Genomic DNA, 15,071 nt, shown 5'->3' with positions numbered 1-15,071 from the left:
CTCACAATTTATATAAACCAGCCCGCCACAATCAGCGGTTCGGGGGCAGGTTTATTTATCTCTTTAATTACTGTCTTTAGTAGTAGGGCGCGATCGGCAAAAAGAACGATGTCCTACCTCCAGAAAACCTTTATTTATGAAGGTAGAACTTACAGGAATTTTTTATGCCAACCGAACAGAAGATTCATCCGGCTCAACATCAAGAACAGCAACCCGGTATTGAATCGCAAATGACTCCGCAACCTCAATCCTTCGCGGAGGGATATCGCGGTAGCGACAAATTGCGGGACAAAATAGCCTTAATTACCGGCGGAGACAGCGGGATCGGGCGTGCAGTGGCGATCGCCTTTGCCAAGGAAGGCGCTAACGTGGTCATCAGCTATCTTAACGAAAATGATGATGCCAAAAAGACCAAAGAGGCGATCGAACAACAAGGCCGGCGCTGTATGGCGATCGCCGGCGACATCGGGGATGAAACCGTCTGTCAAAACCTTGTAGAACAAACAGTTAAAGAATTCGGGGGCCTCGACATCCTCGTCAACAACGCCGCCGAACAGCATCCCCAAGAAAGCATCGAAAACATCACCGCCGAACAATTAGAGCGCACCTTCCGCACCAACATTTTCTCAATGTTTTACCTCACAAAAGCCGCTCTCAAACATCTCAAAGAAGGAAGTGCTATCATCAACACTACCTCTGTCACAGCCTACAAAGGCAACCAACAATTGTTAGATTACTCCTCCACAAAAGGAGCAATTGTTGCCTTTACCCGCTCTTTGTCCCAGAGTTTGGCAGAAAAAGGAATTCGCGTCAACGGAGTCGCCCCCGGGCCGATTTGGACGCCTCTAATTCCTGCAACTTTCCCTGAAGAAAAAGTGGCGAAATTTGGTGCAGACACGGCCTTGGGACGCGCCGGTCAACCCGATGAAGTTGCCCCCAGTTACGTATTTTTAGCTTCAAAAGATTCGTCTTACATGACGGGTCAAATTTTGCATCCCAACGGAGGCTCTGTGATTAACGGCTAAAATCTTCTTGCTCCCAATGCTCGTAGGGGCGGGTTTTACCGAAAATCTTTGATGAAATATCTTTCGTGAAACCCGCCCCTACAAATAATATATTTATTTTTTAAAATTGTATTTCAAAAAAACAGTAATCCCGCTACCCACGTAGCGGGATTGATAGGTTGCAGTTTAGCTAGTTTTTAGCTCGCATAGAGCTACAATTAGCTCGCTGCTTGAATTAGCTCAGGTTAGCCATTTCTTGCTGGATAGTGCTTTTGGCTGCTTTGAATTGAGTAGCCATTTGTTCCATTTGTGCTTCGCTAAAGTTGCGGCGAATTTGAGGGAACATATCGTTTTCTTCTTCTTTTACGTGATCTTGAACCGCTTTTTGGAGCTGTTTGATTTGGGCTTTGAAATCTGAAGAACTGGGGTTCATTGACTTAATCTTGGCGAGCATTTGCTTCATTTCTGCTTGCTCGTCGTACAGTTCTTGAGTGTTGCTGTAGTAGCTGCGAATTGCTGGGTAAACAACTTGTTCTTCGGCTTCGGCGTGAACGCTGAGGTCTTTGTAAAGTTGACCGAAGAATTCTTGCAGTTTTTGAGGATCGTTGGTGCTGGCGATTTCCATAAAGAGGGTATCGGCTTTGCGGTGATCCATGGTGATGATTTCGGTGATATTCATCTCATCTTTGGTGCGGGTAACTGCACCGCCGATGATGCCGGTCATGGCTGCCATTGCATCTTGCACGCGGGCCCAAACGCCTTGGTCGGGGTCTTTGCCGGTTAGTTCGCGCACGCCTAAAATTTCGAGAACTCCTTTGAGTTGTTCTTGGTGAGCGCGGTTCTCAAAGTTAACTGTGTTGAGGGGTGTAATGGCGGCTTCGATGTCGGCGCCGACTACTTGAGCGGCTTTGTGAATTAACAAGCCGGCCATTGTTTGTTTGTGTTTGAGCAGTTCGTGCTGAGCGACTTTTTCAAACATGGTGAGTTCAGAACCTTGCATGAGTTTCTGAACTTCTTGAATCATTTTTGTGCTTGTTTCTTTGGGTTCGGCTTGAATGCCGTATTGTACGATCGTCGTTTCTAATACACCCAAGTTTTTGCGATCGTCCTCGAGCATATCCCGGAAGCGCTGGGCTAGTTCGGAGTCGTTGCAGGAATTGATGAACAATTGCTCGTTGGCGATCAACAGGTTTTGCAGCGCTTTCATGTCTGCTAATTTAGTTGCGATCGCTTGGCGCTTGGTATCTTCTAGGGTAGCTACCATCTGTCGTTTCTCCTCTCAATGTCTTTAGTGTTCTTACACCTTTTAATTTATTGAGATATTCTGATAACATCCTCTTTCTCCCGACTGATTCATTAATATCCCGCGCAACCTATTGACTTTTAATCCAAAAAATGGTAGTTATTTGAGACTGTTTGAAAAAAAGTAAAAAGCAAAAAATAACTGATGAGTAAGGATTAATGGCAGAGGACTCCGCCCAAAAACGGATACCGTGCCACGTACTCCTGTCGCGATCGGCTCAAAATTTTAGACTCTTGTTCAAGCCCCCAGATTCATCTGTGCAGTAAATCTCAAATCTCAAATCTCAAATCTCAAATCTCAAATCGACTGACTGATGATTTCTGTATCAATTAATCCCGATCGCATAGCTGGAAGGCGCTACGATAGTTGCAGCCGAAGTTAACTAAAGTTTAAGAATAACTAGCTTGTCTCAACTGCTCACTGCTTTAGAGTTCCCAGCCAATGTCTGGAAGCTCAACAACGGGTTAACGGTCATTCACCAGCGGATTTCGGCCACACCGGTGGTCGCACTAGACGTGTGGGTGAGGGCTGGCGCTACGCTAGAGCCGGATTCTTGGTCGGGAATGGCTCATTTTCTAGAACACATGATATTTAAAGGGACGGATTCGATCGCCCCTGGAGAATTTGACCAGGTAATCGAAAATCGCGGCGGTGTCGCGAATGCAGCTACAAGTCACGACTACGCCCATTTTTTCGTCAACGCAGCGGCCGATTATTTAGCAGAAACTGCCCAGCCGCTGGCAGAATTGCTGCTGCGGGCTTCGATTCCCGATCGGGAATTCGCTCGCGAGCGAGATGTGGTACTCGAAGAAATCCGTCAAGCTCAAGACAATCCCGATTGGCTGGGTTTCCAAGCCATGATGGAAACAGTTTACCAGCGACATCCCTACAGGCGATCGGTACTCGGCACCGAAGAACTGCTGATGTCGCGAACTCCCCATGAAATGCGCTGTTTTCACCGATCGCACTATCAGCCGGAAAATATGACTGTGGTGGTAGTCGGGGGAATTGATGAAGAACAGGCTAGAGATATTACGGGGAAAGCTTTTGAGAAGTTTTCTGACAGGTGGGATTGTCCCAAATTAACCGCAGAGGCGGAACCGCCACTGATAGAAATTCGCCGTCAGGAATTGGGCCTCCCCCGATTGGAACAAGCGCGGCTGATGATGGCCTGGACGGGCCCGGGAGTTGAACATTTGCAAAGTGCTTGCGGCTTGGATTTGCTGTCGGTGTTACTCGCACACGGGCGGACTTCGCGTTTAGTCAGGGAACTGCGGGAAGAATTACAATTGGTAGAGGCGATCGACAGCACTTTCTCGCTGCAACGGGAATCGAGTTTATTTACTATCAGTGCAGTCTTGGAAGCGGAGGATGTCGAAGAGGTGGAATCTCGGATTTGCGATCGGCTTTGGGAATTGCAGTCTGAGCCGGTTTCCGAGGTAGAATTGCTCCGCTGTCAGCGTTTGCTGTGCAACGATTTTGCTTTCTCCCTCGAAACGCCGGGACAGCTAGCCGGTCTTTACGGATATTACAATACGATCGCCACTGCGGAATTAGCGCTCAGCTATCCCACCAGGATTAAAGCATTTGGGCCCTTAGACCTCCAGCGCCTAGCTCAACAATATCTCTCTCCCCGACGCTATACGGCCGTGGTACTCAAACCAATCTAATCGTTAAGCTTGTGAATATAAATATATTTTGTACCGGATAGATGTTCGGCATTTGTCTGGGGTTCTTTGTGCTTGTGGCGCACTCTACGGGATAGATGTTGCTACATTTAGATGTTGTGCGTCAGGCCCGGCGCGGTATGACATCATACAAGATGCACGTGGAAAATAGAAAAATGGCGATCGAGTAATTACCAATTACCAATTACCAATTACCAATTACCCATTTTCAATTACCAATACTTCAGCTACGCGAGCGTACTTCCAACTAAATTAACCATGAAAAATGAAATCCAGCGCACGGTTTTAGACAACGGTATTGTTGTCTTGGCAGCAGAAAATCCAGCAGCAGATATTATTGCAGCTAGGATATTCCTGCGGGCCGGCAGTCGCTACGTGCAGCCGGAACAAGCAGGATTGTGTCACTTGCTGTCGGCGGTAATCACTAAGGGAACCGATCGGCTGTCTTCGCTGGAAATTGCCGAGCGTGTAGAATCGGTGGGAGCGAGGTTGAGTGCCGACTCTACTACAGACTATTTTTTAGTGAGTTTGAAGACGGTTTCTGCGGATTTTGAGGAGATTTTGGAGTTGGCGGCGCAATTGACCCGATCGCCGACTTTCCCGGAAGCTGAAGTCGAACTCGAACGCCGCATTGCCATATCGGCAATTCGATCGCAACAAGAACAGCCATTTGCGATCGCCTTCGAGCAATTGCGGCACGCGATGTACCAGCAACACCCCTATGCTTTCTCTCCCTTGGGAACGGAAGCTACTATGTCAAAGCTCACCAGAAACGAGCTCGAAGAGTTCCACAAAACCTATTTCCGTCCCGATAATGTAGTTATTTCTGTAGCCGGCAGAATCTCGACCGAAGATGCGATCGCCCTGATCGATCGAACTTTTGGCGACTGGAAAGCGCCTTTAACACCCCTGCCAACTTTAACCGTCCCCCCTCTGTACCCCTCCCCTCAATCGGTCGTTACGGCCCAAGATACGCAGCAATCAGTGATTATGCTGGGCTACCTCGCACCCTCTGTCAAAAACCCCGATTACGCAGCGATTAAGTTGCTGAATACTTATTTGGGTAACGGTTTGTCGAGCCGGTTGTTTGTGGAATTGCGGGAAAAGCGGGGCTTGGCTTACGACGTTTCCGCGCTCTACGCGACGCGCTTGGACACGGCTCAGTTTGTCGTGTACATGGGTACGGCGCCGGAAAATACGGCGACTGCTTTTGAAGGATTGCGCGCAGAAGTCGATCGACTCGCCAACATCCCACTAAGCGAGGAAGAATTGCAAGCTTGCAAGAATAAAATGCTCGGTCAGTATGCTTTAGGAAAACAAACTAATTCGCAAATTGCCCAAGTTTTAGGCTGGTACGAAATTTTGGGATTGGGAATTAAATTTGACCAGCAATTTCAAGAAGAAATTGCACAGGTGACAGCTTCACAAGCGCGGGATGCTGCTAAGAAATATTTTGGAGAACCGTATATTTCTTTGGTTGGCCCGGAGGCGGCGATTACAGAGTTGGGTGTAGCGGCTGTTTGTTGAGTAGAAAATGGGCGATCGAACTTGTGAAAAGTTCGATCGATGCGATCGCAGATCAAAATACTTTTCGCTTAACAATTATTTGTGCTTTGCGATCGCTTTTAACCTTTTCAAACTTAACAACAAAGCCAACTATTATTGCTGGCCTTATCTAGAACTGAAACCGACCACCTCAACGGACTTTTCCCTGCTGGTACAACGTTCAGGTTGAGCTGTTGCAAATAACACTCGTAGCACCACCAGCAACTTTCAACAATCCGCTCCAACCGAATTGTTAGGTGGCGCCGTTAGCTTAACGATTCCACGATTCCGCCTTGGCTAAATAGACAGTAGGTGTAGATCGCCAGACATTAGCTTAATCTAATTCAAATCGTTGCCAATCGATGCGATCGCACAAAGGTTATGATTGTCATCGATGCTCGCCTGAACGTTTGCAATGGCTTGTCGGAATTTTTTGATATCACAGGGTCTTGCTTTGGGGTCAGGTGTCTGCCGATCGATAAATTCCCTTGAGCGCTTAGAGATGAGCCAACCCAGAGGCAACTTAACGCCATCACCTGACTTTTTCAGGAACAGGGTTCTGAATTTATATTTGAGTGGATCGTCAATCCCATCATTGACCGTGAACGTAGACAACTCAACAGCACTGCGGCTGCGGGACTCGCGCGCACTAAACAAGGCACGAACTGGCGATAAAACCTCGTTCAGTCCTTGACTCTTGAGTTGAGTTTTAGGCTCGTTAAATTGCCCATCAATTAAGGATAGGTAGACAATTTCAAAGGTTGTTCCGTAACCCTTAAGTCGCTGTAAGCTGCGCCCAATGTCCAAAGCAGTAGGAATACCAGAATTATCAAAATAACCGCCATCAGCCAAATGCAATTTACTTTTGTCCTTACTGCGTTGGTACCACCCTACAGGGGTGAAGTAGGGAAAACGAGCACTGAGGCCAGCCGCTGTACTCAGTTTCAAATCTAGATCGGGTTCATCAATGGCAATATTTTCTTTGTTGGGCAAGTTAATCTGAAAGGGGCCGATCGCCAGGCGATCGCCAGTTTCGACAACAGTTGTGTTGAGAACCAGTGCAGGGGCGATGCCTTGGGGCTGCCAGTGTTGGTAAAAAGACTGCCGCAAGGGATTATCTTGATTTTGAAGAGACAGCTTATCCCAAGCTTTTTCAAACGCAACTTCCAGACCTGTTCCCCGATCCCAATCGTATATTGGGAAAAAGATAAATCGTTGAATCAGGTCAGGGAATAGCCCCATCGTTAGGAGGGGCGTAAGCAAGTCACTGCTAAACAGTTTGCTAGCCGTTTGGCTGAGGGATGTACCACTAATTCCACCAAATTTCACCAAACTTGAAAAGGCAGAAGCCCCCAAGCTACCGCCAGAAACGCTACTTATTGCAAATATATGCTGAGGAAAACTTGGAAAATATTCTGTTAGCTTTGTGAAGGCTGTCGCTGCATGATAAGCGGCATAGATACCCCCACCTTGAGCCGCAGCGATATAGACAGGATAGGGTTTATTTGAGAATTTATCGAGATCGGGGCGATTAGCTAACCATTGCTGAAAACTAGATTCTAAAGCTGGAAGGACTGACTTTTCGGGTTTGCTGAATTGTCGAAAGCGATGATTGTCATTTAAATTAAAATTGCTAGAAACAACAATCAACACGATTAGAATCGTAATCCCAGGTATTTTGGTTTGCAGACCCCAGTCATAAATTGTTGAAAAAACAACCACCATAATCGTTAACGATATTGCCACCACACTAATTGAACCCAGCAGATCGGGAAGAAATGTCGGAGGCATCATCAATCCTAATGCGAGGGATGCCAGCAGAGAGATTGAACCAGTCCTAATAACTCTAATTCGTGATTTTAACGTGTTTTGCCAAGAAAATAGCGCCACATTAAAAAAGACGAGCAACAGAAAAACAGCAATTAAACCAAAAGACCAAGGTGAATCTTTTGCTGCCACGATCATAGGCAAAGATAAAACAATAAAAACAAAGCAGGCTAGATTAACAAAGATATTTTCAAATCTTTGCCCAAATAGACCTTCACCCCTCTTGTTAGAAGCCAAAGAACCTAGGAACTTTGAGTCTTTTAAAAGTTCAATACGTTTAATTATTAAATAAGATATAATTAGCAATAAAAGTATATTGCTAAACATCCACACTAGCAAAAAAATCTTGGGATTAGTATCCGATAAGTTCTCCAATGTTTTTTGGGTAGCCCAAGTGCCATAAGCAAGGCTACCCAGTGGTATAGTACCTAACAAACGAGGTGCATTTTTGTAGAAGCAATCGAATTTGGGCTTGTAGAATTCAGGAAGACGAGCTTCATAGCATTTCTCATGTAAACGTGCCGCGAACCACACACCAAGTGAAAGCAAAACAACAAATACTGTAGAAAAAACTGCCTGAGCTACATTATTATCAAAAGCAATTACACGATAGACCTCAATGGTTTGATCTATCTGGGTATAAAAATACCAAGATGCCACTGCAATTGTCAGAGGCACTCTTAAATAGATCGAGAACTGCACGATTGGTTTAAGCTGGTTTTCAAAGGAATTAGAAATTCTTTGAATTAATTTATTTTCGTTATTAATTTCATCCATATATCACTAACCAATGATTTTAGGGGAATATCTCTATCTAAAAATAACTGCAACCTAACTGCTAAATTGAGCGGAAAACGCTCACCTCTCACTCAAACCTCAAATATGGCGATTTGGTCAGATCCAATGATTCGTTAAGCATCGATCGCTTAACAATTATTTATGTTTTGCTAGCACCGATAACTTCAGCTTGACTAAAATCATAGCTGTTTGTCCACTCGAATGATTTGTTCTACCTCGATCGCTTCAATAGTCCGGACTGTTTTTAAATCGAGCGTCTGAAACCGTTGATTTTCCGTTGGTAGCGAACTTGCCTTGGAGCCTTGAAACCCTGATTCTACCGTTGGCAATCAAAAACTGTCCGAAGTATTGTTAACAATTATTTATGCTTCGCGATCGCCAGCCCAAAATGCTCGCTCATCCCAAAATTCGTGGTGTGACACGCTCGCGGGTGCCGAAGGCGGGATCGATTTTAGGGTGAGGTTCTCTAGAGTCATGTTTATACTGTGAGTGACTTGGCGCCACCACAAATGCAAAAACTCAACGAGACTTAAATTGAACGTTTTCGGTTCCCGATCGGTCTAAATTCAACAGACGCCCGATCGGTCTAATTTATATGTACTTAGTAAAGCACTTTCAGATTAAAAAAGAGCTGACTCCTTGGATTAGCGGGCTGCTTGCCGCTTCCCTGCTTGCAGGAGCAGGCTACACAGCTTACAGCCAACTCACAGTCAAATCCAGCCGCGAAACCAGGCGCAAGCAAAAAACCGTTGCTGTCGAAAGGGTGAACCTGCCGATTACAATTTCGGCAAACGGCACAATAGTGCCCGAACGTTCCGTTAACGTCAGCCCCAAAACTTCAGGAATGCTCAAAAGTTTGCTTGTCAAGGAAGGAGATAGGGTTGAACAAGGGCAGATTCTCGCCTACATGGACGACTCCAACCTCCAAGGCCAGCTTACCCAAACTCGCGGACAACTCGCAGCCGCCGAAGCAAACCTGGAAAAATTGGTTAACGGCACTCGAACCCATGACATTGCTGTGGCTAAGGCTGTGTTAGCAGAACAACAGGCAAGTCTGGAAAAATTGCTCAACGGCAATCGCACCCAAGACATTGCTGTAGCTGAGGCACAACTAGCTGAACAACAGGCAAATTTACAAAAATTGCTCAACGGCAATCGAAGCCAGGATATTGCCGTAGCCGAGGCACAATTAGCTGAACAACAGGCAAATTTACAAAAATTGCTCGAGGGCAATCGACCTGAAGACATCGCCCAAGCAACCGCCAAACTCAGAGATGCCGAATACGCCAAAAACCAAGCAGAGGAAGACTTTCAGAGAAATCAGGAACTCTATAATGCCGGAGCCATTGCTTTGCAAGTTGTCAATAACTCCCGCACCGCGCGCGATCGAGCCGGGACGCAAGTCAGGCAAGCCGAACAAGCTGTAGCTTTGCTGCAAGCGGGTACTCGCCCGGAAGAAATCGCTTCTGCGCGGGCTGCTGTGGAGCAAAAACGGCAAGCTTTGACCCTAGCGCGATCGGGCGCACGCCCGGAAGACATCGCTGCGGCGCGGGCTGCTGTGGAGCAAAAACGGCAAGCTTTGGCCCTGGCGCGATCGGGCGCACGCCCGGAAGACATCGCTGCGGCGCGGGCTGCTGTGGAGCAAAAACAGCAAGCTTTGGCGCTGCTAGAAGCCGGTTCCCGCCCCGAAGACATCGCCCAAGCCCGCGCCCAAGTTCTCGCCGCTAGAGGCAGCCTGCAAAGCGTTCAAGCGCTGATCGGCGACACTGTGCTGCGGGCTCCTTTCACCGGCACTGTCACCCGCAAGTACGCCGATCCGGGCGCTTTTGTGACTCCCACGACGGCAGGTAGTGCGGTTTCTTCGGCGACTTCTTCTTCGATTTTGTCCTTAGCTTCAAAAAATCAATTAGTAGCAAACGTAGCAGAAACTAATATTGCTCAGATTAAAATCGGCCAGGCTGCGTCTATTCAAGCCGATGCTTTTGCGGGCAAGACTTTTGCAGGTAAAATCACTCAAATTTCGCCTCAGTCGATCGTCCAGCAAAATGTGACAAGTTTTGAGGTAAAAGCGGCAATTATTAATGATGATAAACAAATGCTGCGATCGGGCATGAATGTGAATGTGGAATTTAAGGCCGGTGAACTTAAAAATGTTTTGGTAGTTCCGACTGCGGCAATTGTCCGCCAACAAAGGGAAACGGGGGTTTTTGTTCCGGGTGGAGAAGATGGCAAACCTGCTTTTATGCCGATTAAGACTGGTATGACGGTGGATGATAAGACGGAAGTGCGATCGGGTTTGAAAGGAAATGAAAAAGTGCTGCTTAGTTTGCCCCCCGGATTGCGGTCTAGATCCCAAAATCCATCGCCGGGGGGGATTCCGGGTTTGCAACCGGGTGGCGGAACGCGCTTGCGTTAGTAGTTAGTCCGCGCAGTAGGGGCTAGTTGGTTCGTCGCAGAGTCCGACAGGGATTGAAATCCCTGTCTCATAGCGAAAGTCCTCTGAAAGAGGACTGAAGAGTTAGTTGATCTACATCAGTTTCAGACGAATTTTCAGTCGGTTTCAACCGACTTGAGCTATGAGACGGGGGTTGAAACCCCCGGCGGTTCGTGCCACAAATCATATCGTTTCCGGCTGCATCATCAGACGAATTTTCAGTCGGTTTCAACCGACTTGAGCTATGAGACGGGGGTTGAAACCCCCGGCGGTTCGTGCCACAAATCATATCGTTTCCGGTTGCATCGTCAGGTGATAAATTAGGGGCAAATTTAGGCATAATTCTTAGAAGTTGCCACCACATAACAAATAACAAACAACATGAAATTAAAGACTCGCCCAGTTATTAAGAAAATCTCTAACGTTCAAATCGCTTTCATGGCGACAGAGGCGCTGTGGAATAACAAATTGCGTACCAGTTTAACTATGCTGGGCGTAATTATTGGGATATCTTCGGTAATTGCCATTACTTCGGTGGGACAGGGAGTACAAAAATCAACTGAAGAACAGTTAAAGGCTTTGGGTACGAATGTGCTGTTGGTTTTATCCGGCGCTTCGCGATCGGGCGGTGTCAGTCTGGGAAGCGGTTCTGCTACTACCCTGACTTGGGATGACGCTAAGGCGATCGGCAAACAAGCTCCCGCAGTTAAGGCGATTTCTGCTTATTTGCAGCGCCAAGTGCAAGTCGTTTACGGCGGACAAAATTCATTTACTGCTATTTTGGGAACGGATTTAAACTATCCAGATGTGAAGAACATTCACCCCCAAGAAGGACGGTTTTTTAACGAGGATGAATTGAATGCTGCTGAGCCAGTAGTTGTCCTCGGTTCTAAGGTGCGGGACGAACTTTTTGGCACCGGAGCTAATGCGCTATCCTCCGATATTCGCATTCAGGGAAACCGCTACAAGGTCATTGGAGTGATGGAAAGCAAGGGGTCTGTAGGGGGAACCGATCAGGACGATCGAGTGTATATTCCCCTCAAAAATATGTCGGCGCGGATTGTGGGGAGAAATTCTTTAGCGGGGATTGCGATCTCGGGTTTTTGGTTGGAAACTGCCGGCGAAGCTGATTTAGCGGATGCTCAATTTCAAGTGGAAAATATCCTGCGCTTGCGCCACAATATTTATCCGCCACAACCGGATGATTTTCGAGTTGTCAATCAAGCTGAGATAGTTAATACTTTCAGCAATGTGATAGGTTTATTTACGGTGATGGTGGGAGCGATCGCCGGAATTTCTTTGGTGGTTGGCGGCATAGGTATTGCTAATATTATGTTGGTGTCTGTGGTGGAACGCACTAAGGAAATCGGGATTCGCAAAGCGGTAGGCGCTACTAATGCAGCAATTCTCATTCAATTTATGGCGGAATCTATTTTAGTTTCCACGGTGGGGGGAACGGCGGGAATTGGGTTGGGAATTGCGATCGCCTTTGGGGCCTCAACAGCGTTCAAATTTCCGTTTGTAGTTTCTGTATGGTCGATCGCAGCGGGTTTTGGGCTGTCTTTTACCGTGGGGTTGTTAGCTGGAGTATTGCCGGCTCGGAATGCCGCTCGCTTAGATCCGATCGCAGCCTTGCGGAATGATTAAATTTAAGCCCACATTTCGCACCCTCAACTGTCACAATCTGTTTTTACCTATTTTTATCCCGCTATAAAGTTATAAATTATACTTTTATACCGTACATTAACGGATAAAAAACTTTTTATAGGCATAATTTATTACTTTAAATCAAGCATCTTTTGCTTGATTATGCTGTGTGATACCCCTGGGCGCGGAATGTGGGTTAAAACCTGATGAAATGATTGCCAAATATAAGGAACAGCAGTCAGCGGAGAGAGGATTTGCTTTCCTAAAAGACCCACTATTTTTTACAGAGATCGTGTTTCTGAAGTCCCCCGAAAGAATCGAAGCTTTAACTTTGGTAATGGGTTTGTGTTTGTTGGTTGATACTTTAGGTCATATCATGTGCGAGGGAGTGACCGCCCGTTTAATCGCGGTCACTCGCTCGAACATGATATGATTAACAAATTCAGAAGATTGAACCAATGCCCGATATTCTATTTTCAAAAATGGACAACTTACTGATGCTTAGTTGCCAGCAATTTTGGGTGTTTTTACTCACGCTTGCTGTCGGACGATCCACCCTTTCGCCCGATCGCTCGGTGTGTGCCAGTTGGGGGTGCGGAATGTGGGCTGAAAGCCTAATTTACATCGCACAAAAATTTTCCACACACCGCACAAACATTTCTACACCCATCCCCAGCGCAGCTTCATCAAAGTCAAAACGCGGGTGATGGTGCGGGTAAGCCAAGTTTTTCTCTGGATTTGCTGAACCCAAAAAGAAATAACAACCGGGAACTTCTTGCAAAAAGAACGACATATCCTCGCCGCCCATTGTTTGACATTCGGGAACGATGCCTGCAGGAGTTTCGACAATTGATTCTGCCACGCCGCGCACCAATTCAGCTATTCTTGAATCATTAATAACTGGCGGGTAAAGCGAACAATAATCTAATTGGTAATCGGCCCCGTGACTCTGACAAATTCCGGCAATTACTTGCTCGATTCGCTTGTCAAAATAACCTCGATATGCTGGATTGAAATAGCGCACCGTGCCACCGATTTGAGCGGTATCGGCAATGACGTTGTGGGTGTGGCCTGCGTGGAATTGGCCGACAGTTACTACCGCTGAGTCGATCGGGTCAATGTTCCGCGCGACAATTGCCTGCAAAGCGCTGACAATTTGGGCTGTAACTACGATCGAGTCCACAGTCTGATGTGGCATTGCGCCGTGTCCACCTTTGCCAAAAATCGTGCAGTCAAAAACTTCGACAGCAGCCATCAGGGCGCCGCTGCGGACGCCTACAGTGCCCAAAGGTAGATTGTTCCACAAATGCAAGCCGACGATCGCATCAACATCAGGATTCTTCAAAACTCCCGCTTCAATCATCGGTTTTGCCCCTCCTGGCCCTTCTTCGGCGGGCTGAAAGATAAATTTTACTTTACCTGAAAAGCTGTGTTTGTGCTTGGCCAGATAACAGACAGTACCGAGGGCGATCGCAGTGTGACCGTCGTGGCCGCAAGCGTGCATAATTCCATCATGCTGCGATCGATAATCCACCTCATTTTCTTCTTGAATAGGCAAAGCATCCATATCCGCGCGAATTGCCAAAACCCGCCCCGGTTTGCCGCTGTCTATAGTGGCGACAATACCAGTTTGAGCAATATTAGTTTGATGCTCTATGCCCCATTCCTGCAACTTTTGCGAGACAAACTGCGCCGTTAAATTTTCATCAAAACTCAACTCCGGCTTTTGGTGCAAAAGGCGACGCCATTCGACTAGCTGAGGCTGCAAATTTCTAATCTCCAGCCGCAATTGAGATAAATCGACAGAGGTTAAATTCGGTAAAGTAGAAACCATGTTTTATTCTCCTTTTTTTTGATTAGGTTTGAAATTTAATTACTTAATAAATGGTAATCACTAATTATAGCAACCCAGAATCAGTTGTGAAACTCTCTCCGATCTTTCTCTGCGCTCTCTGCGCTCTCTGCGGTTAAAAGAAAATCTTCTTCAATCCTATCTGAGTTGTGCAGGAGATTTTTTTTAATGAACCGCAGAGGGCGCAGAGTACGCAGAGGAAGAGCAGAATGAGAAAGAGAGGTGTTTAGAATAGGATTATTTAGAAGTCTGAGGAACTAAATTAACCCCTGGCAGTAACCGCTCTAAATCTAAATCTGAAGCAACTTTAGCTAATTTAGCAAGGTCAGTCGGGTCATCTAAATGCGGCAAAATACCCAACACAGGTATTTGAGTCAGCGACTGGATCAAATCAACGGGTGCCAGTTCGGCAATTTCTTGTTCAGAATAAGCTTTAACGCAATTGAGCACAATTCCTCTGAGCTTAAAACCAGTGTCTCTGGCGAGAGCAACATTCGCCACAGCTTGCCCGATCGCCCCCAACCTCACAGGTACCACCAAAACCCCCCTCAGCCGCCAATCCCTGGCAAGATCGGCCACAGTCAGTTCCCACGTTACAGGCGAACCGAGTCCTCCCAAAGCTTCCACCAACACAAAATCCTTGCGCTCAGAGAGGCTTTGCCACGCCGTCCAGACCTTTTCTAGTTCGATGTGTCTCCCCTCCCGTTCCGCAGCAATCGGCGGTGCTAGAGGCGCATCAAAGTGCAGCGGATTGAGTTCTTCGGGGGATTGGTCGAGGGGAAACAAACGGGTGTAGAGTTCGCGATCGCCCGTTCCCGTTTGCAAGAGTTTCATAATTCCCAAACTGCGATCGGGAAAATACATTTGCCAATAAGCAGCCAGAGCGCTGGTCAAAACAGTTTTGCCCGCGTCGGTATCAGTTCCAGCAATTAGCAGCGAGTTCATGGGCAAATAGCTAACAATTAATTGGCCT

The 15,071-nt window shown here is 46.9% G+C and carries 10 protein-coding genes; 5 read left to right on the top strand and 5 right to left on the bottom strand.

All coding sequences use genetic code 11. The annotated features are described in order from the left end of the window. Window positions 1-164 precede the first annotated feature (164 nt). Window positions 165-1,025 carry an SDR family oxidoreductase gene (locus tag OSC7112_RS16020; RefSeq protein WP_015176884.1) on the top strand — a complete coding sequence of 287 codons (861 nt, stop codon included), beginning with the start codon at window positions 165-167 and terminating at the stop codon, window positions 1,023-1,025. A 214-nt stretch (window positions 1,026-1,239) separates the two neighbouring features. On the opposite strand, the gene OSC7112_RS16015 is transcribed toward OSC7112_RS16020, so the two are convergent. Then, complete coding sequence (locus OSC7112_RS16015; protein ID WP_015176883.1) at window positions 1,240-2,268, bottom strand: hemerythrin domain-containing protein; 1,029 nt, start codon at window positions 2,266-2,268, stop codon at window positions 1,240-1,242. A gap of 443 nt (window positions 2,269-2,711) precedes the next feature. On the opposite strand from OSC7112_RS16015, the gene OSC7112_RS16010 reads away from it, so the two are divergent. Further along, window positions 2,712-3,977: a M16 family metallopeptidase gene (locus OSC7112_RS16010; protein WP_015176882.1), complete on the top strand. Its 1,266-nt coding sequence runs from the start codon at window positions 2,712-2,714 to the stop codon at window positions 3,975-3,977. 276 nt (window positions 3,978-4,253) lie between these two features. Next, window positions 4,254-5,522, top strand: a complete 1,269-nt coding sequence (locus OSC7112_RS16005; protein WP_015176881.1) for a M16 family metallopeptidase — start codon at window positions 4,254-4,256, stop codon at window positions 5,520-5,522. Between the two features lie 357 nt (window positions 5,523-5,879). Here OSC7112_RS16005 and OSC7112_RS16000 read toward each other — a convergent pair whose 3' ends face one another. Further along, window positions 5,880-8,144, bottom strand: a complete 2,265-nt coding sequence (locus OSC7112_RS16000; RefSeq protein WP_015176880.1) for a patatin-like phospholipase family protein — start codon at window positions 8,142-8,144, stop codon at window positions 5,880-5,882. A gap of 616 nt (window positions 8,145-8,760) precedes the next feature. Here OSC7112_RS16000 and OSC7112_RS15995 point away from each other — a divergent pair. Beyond that, on the top strand, window positions 8,761-10,581 hold the full coding sequence (locus tag OSC7112_RS15995) for an efflux RND transporter periplasmic adaptor subunit (protein ID WP_015176879.1): 1,821 nt from the start codon (window positions 8,761-8,763) through the stop codon (window positions 10,579-10,581). 67 nt (window positions 10,582-10,648) lie between these two features. Here OSC7112_RS15995 and OSC7112_RS39800 read toward each other — a convergent pair whose 3' ends face one another. Beyond that, window positions 10,649-10,939 (bottom strand): hypothetical protein, encoded by a 291-nt coding sequence (locus tag OSC7112_RS39800; RefSeq protein WP_190274216.1) that lies wholly within the window; start codon window positions 10,937-10,939, stop codon window positions 10,649-10,651. Window positions 10,940-10,980: 41 nt separating this feature from the next. Here OSC7112_RS39800 and OSC7112_RS15990 point away from each other — a divergent pair, with 41 nt between their 5' ends. Continuing rightward, entirely contained in the window at window positions 10,981-12,246 is a 1,266-nt protein-coding gene (locus tag OSC7112_RS15990; protein WP_015176877.1) for an ABC transporter permease, read from the top strand. Between the two features lie 619 nt (window positions 12,247-12,865). On the opposite strand, the gene OSC7112_RS15980 is transcribed toward OSC7112_RS15990, so the two are convergent. After that, window positions 12,866-14,080 carry a M20 family metallopeptidase gene (locus tag OSC7112_RS15980; protein WP_015176875.1) on the bottom strand — a complete coding sequence of 405 codons (1,215 nt, stop codon included), beginning with the start codon at window positions 14,078-14,080 and terminating at the stop codon, window positions 12,866-12,868. Between the two features lie 255 nt (window positions 14,081-14,335). Beyond that, window positions 14,336-15,043: a dethiobiotin synthase gene (gene bioD, locus OSC7112_RS15975; protein ID WP_015176874.1), complete on the bottom strand. Its 708-nt coding sequence runs from the start codon at window positions 15,041-15,043 to the stop codon at window positions 14,336-14,338. Between the last annotated feature and the right edge of the window lie 28 nt (window positions 15,044-15,071).

Origin of the sequence: Oscillatoria nigro-viridis PCC 7112 (assembly GCF_000317475.1) — a bacterium.
Classification (GTDB): domain Bacteria; phylum Cyanobacteriota; class Cyanobacteriia; order Cyanobacteriales; family Microcoleaceae; genus Microcoleus; species Microcoleus nigroviridis.
This window is presented reverse-complemented; position numbering and strand designations above follow the sequence as displayed.

Bases quoted from the DNA above. Each gene is read 5' to 3' on its own strand.
- OSC7112_RS16020 (WP_015176884.1), top strand. From the start codon at position 165: ATGCCAACCGAACAGAAGATTCATCCGGCTCAACATCAAGAACAGCAA.
- OSC7112_RS16015 (WP_015176883.1), bottom strand. From the start codon at position 2,268: ATGGTAGCTACCCTAGAAGATACCAAGCGCCAAGCGATCGCAACTAAA.
- OSC7112_RS16005 (WP_015176881.1), top strand. From the start codon at position 4,254: ATGAAAAATGAAATCCAGCGCACGGTTTTAGACAACGGTATTGTTGTC.
- OSC7112_RS16000 (WP_015176880.1), bottom strand. From the start codon at position 8,144: ATGGATGAAATTAATAACGAAAATAAATTAATTCAAAGAATTTCTAAT.
- OSC7112_RS15995 (WP_015176879.1), top strand. From the start codon at position 8,761: ATGTACTTAGTAAAGCACTTTCAGATTAAAAAAGAGCTGACTCCTTGG.
- OSC7112_RS39800 (WP_190274216.1), bottom strand. From the start codon at position 10,939: ATGCCTAAATTTGCCCCTAATTTATCACCTGACGATGCAACCGGAAAC.
- OSC7112_RS15990 (WP_015176877.1), top strand. From the start codon at position 10,981: ATGAAATTAAAGACTCGCCCAGTTATTAAGAAAATCTCTAACGTTCAA.
- OSC7112_RS15980 (WP_015176875.1), bottom strand. From the start codon at position 14,080: ATGGTTTCTACTTTACCGAATTTAACCTCTGTCGATTTATCTCAATTG.
- bioD (WP_015176874.1), bottom strand. From the start codon at position 15,043: ATGAACTCGCTGCTAATTGCTGGAACTGATACCGACGCGGGCAAAACT.